General features: G+C 63.6%; 3 protein-coding genes. All 3 read right to left on the bottom strand.

The window, feature by feature from the left end; translation table 11 throughout:
- Positions 1 to 2: 2 nt before the first annotated feature.
- Positions 3 to 797 (bottom strand): FAD binding domain-containing protein, encoded by a 795-nt coding sequence (locus C1D09_RS28950; RefSeq protein WP_143977411.1) that lies wholly within the window; start codon positions 795 to 797, stop codon positions 3 to 5.
- Positions 798 to 824: 27 nt separating this feature from the next.
- Positions 825 to 1,268, bottom strand: a complete 444-nt coding sequence (locus C1D09_RS28945) for an SRPBCC family protein (RefSeq protein WP_143977410.1) — start codon at positions 1,266 to 1,268, stop codon at positions 825 to 827.
- 107 nt (positions 1,269 to 1,375) lie between these two features.
- The gene (locus C1D09_RS28940; RefSeq protein ID WP_143977409.1) at positions 1,376 to 2,203 is read right to left on the bottom strand and encodes an AraC family transcriptional regulator; all 828 of its coding nucleotides are present in this window, start codon (positions 2,201 to 2,203) and stop codon (positions 1,376 to 1,378) included.
- Between the last annotated feature and the right edge of the window lie 160 nt (positions 2,204 to 2,363).

Raw genomic sequence — 2,363 nt, 5'->3', positions numbered from 1 at the left:
TTTCAGGCCAGCAGCAGCCGGCCGAGATGGACCGGCAGGACTTCAGCGCGGTACCAGGCGCTGGCGATCGGATCGGTGATCGGCGCGATTCCTTCGGTGGCAGCGGCCTGCGCCGCGGCAATGCCGTTCTGGTCGAGTTTCTTTCCCTTTAGCGCCTTTTCCGCCGCCTTGGCCCGCATTGGCCGGTCGGCCATGCAGCCAAGCGCGATCCGCGCCGAGGACACGGTGCCGTCGGCAGCCTGGTCCAGGACGGCCGCGATGCTGAGCACCGACACGCCTTTGGGCTTGACCCGCGACACTTTCAGGAAGCGGAAGCCGTCGGCCTTTGGAAGTGTGAAACCGACCGACGTGACAATGGAGCGGTTGCCGTCCCGCTTGGCCAGAAAAATCTCAATCGGCAATTCGCCATCTTCGGTGCCGACCGTGGCATCGAGCGCCAGCAAGGCCACGGCGAAATCGCCATAGGGCGCCGGCGCGAACAGGTTGCCGCCGACGGTCGCCATGTTGCGGATCGCCGGACCACCGACGGCGCGCGCGGCCCTGGCAAGGATGGCGAGTTCGGGATGACAGGCGATCGCCGCCATGGTCACCGATGCGCCGATGCGGACCTTGCCGTCGGCGACCGTGATGGCCGAGAGGGCCGGGTCGGTCGACCTGACAAGGCCGAAGACCGAAACATCGCCTTCATTGGCCGCGCGGACCACCAGTGTGCCCCCGCCGAGATAGCGGGTGCCTGCCGCCTTTAGCGCCGCATTGGCGTCCTTCACGGTCGGGAAAGTCTGGAGGGCAAGGGCCATGAGACACTCCTGTTTCTGAAGCGCAATTCAGCTCTGGCCGCCAAAATGGCTCTTCAGGGCGTTGAAACCGCCCTGGAAGACATTGGCGCCCATACCGGCGGCAATCTTGTCGGCTTCTTCGGGGGCCGCGTCGAAGCTAGCGGTCCATTCGGCATAGGTGCGGTCGCCATCGGTGACGCGGCGCAATTGTAGCGTCGCCTTGTGATTGGTCAGCGGCTGCGGCGTCTCCAGGATGGAATAGCTGACGAGGAAGTTCTCGTCGGAAAGGTCGAGCAGTTTTTCGCGCAGCCGCGCGCCGGTGATCAACTCGAAATTGCGCACGCAGCCGATCGTCGAGGCGTCCTTGCCATCCTCGATATGACTTTCCACCATGCGCGGATGCCAGACCGGCAACCCGTTGAAGTCGCGTATGCGCGCCCAGACCTTTTCGACCGGGGCGTCGATGACGCTGGAGATGGTGACTTTTGCCATAGGACGATCCCTTGCGAATGCGACAATCGGGCAAGGGTAGGGCGGTGGCCTGGGTGACGCTTATCAATGCGTCTCGTGCGCGTATCAAGGAGTCTGAAAAAGCAGGCTCAGGCGGTTGCCCGCGCGGCCTCGCGATAAAGCGTCGGCGGGACGCCGACATGGTCGCGGAAGAAGCGCGAGAAATTGCCCTGAGTGGTGAAGCCGAGATTGCAGGCGACCGAGATCAGCGGCTCCTGCGACCACTGCAGCTGCCGCACAGCTTCCTCCATGCGCAGCGTGTTCCAGTAGACATTGGGCGTCAGATTGGTCTGTTCCTTGAACAGCGCGAAGAAATGCGGCCGCGACAGGCCGACGCTGCGCGCCACATCGTCGAAGGAGATGCGCTCGCAGACATTGGCCTTCATCAACTGGATGGCCTTGCGGACACGGAAATCCTGCATGGTGTTGATGCGGGTGCGCGCTTCCTGGGGTGCAGACGCATCGGCGGCGTCGAGCACCGAATCGATGAAGCGCTCGATCTCGTAATTGGCAACGTCGTCGATGCTTTCATTGTCGGTCAGGTGGTCGAGCAGGCTGGCGGCGGCCTGGTGCAGCCAAGGCTCCAGGGTGATCGCCGCCTGGGCAAACAGCGCAGCGGAGCAGGGCAGGTCGCGGCGGCCGCGCGCCCAATCAGGATCGATGTAGAAGGCGAGGAACAGACCGGGCCTCCCGTTTTGCGACAGGACGTGGCTGTGCGGCTGGAAGGAATTGATACCGGCGGCGGTGCAGGGGCCGAGCCGCACCGTCTCGCGACCGATGGTCATCTCGCCGGCGGTGCCTTCGAGCCAGATGATCAGATGCGCCTCGACATGGGCATGGGTGACGAAGTCGCTTGCGACATTCAGGACAGAAACATGTCCGAACCGGCCCCAGTAGAGCCTGATCGCTTCCGTCATGGGTACATCCTCCCGCAGACGACTGGCCTCCCTTCGCCTGCATCGAGGATTGTGCGGCCGGTTTCCGGTTTCCGTCAAGACATCGGCCGTAGGCCTGTCCAGATGGCGGGCAGCTTCAGCCGATTTTCAGACTGAGCGATAGGCTTCCCCTTCTCCCACA

The sequence above is a fragment of the Mesorhizobium intechi genome (assembly GCF_002879535.1).
GTDB classification, from domain to species: Bacteria; Pseudomonadota; Alphaproteobacteria; order Rhizobiales; family Rhizobiaceae; genus Mesorhizobium; species Mesorhizobium intechi.
Note: the sequence above shows the minus strand (reverse complement) of the source record. Positions and strands in the feature narration are given on the sequence as shown.

Coding starts and splice junctions, on each gene's coding strand:
- C1D09_RS28950 (WP_143977411.1), bottom strand. CDS start 797: ATGGCCCTTGCCCTCCAGACTTTCCCGACCGTGAAGGACGCCAATGCG.
- C1D09_RS28945 (WP_143977410.1), bottom strand. CDS start 1,268: ATGGCAAAAGTCACCATCTCCAGCGTCATCGACGCCCCGGTCGAAAAG.
- C1D09_RS28940 (WP_143977409.1), bottom strand. CDS start 2,203: ATGACGGAAGCGATCAGGCTCTACTGGGGCCGGTTCGGACATGTTTCT.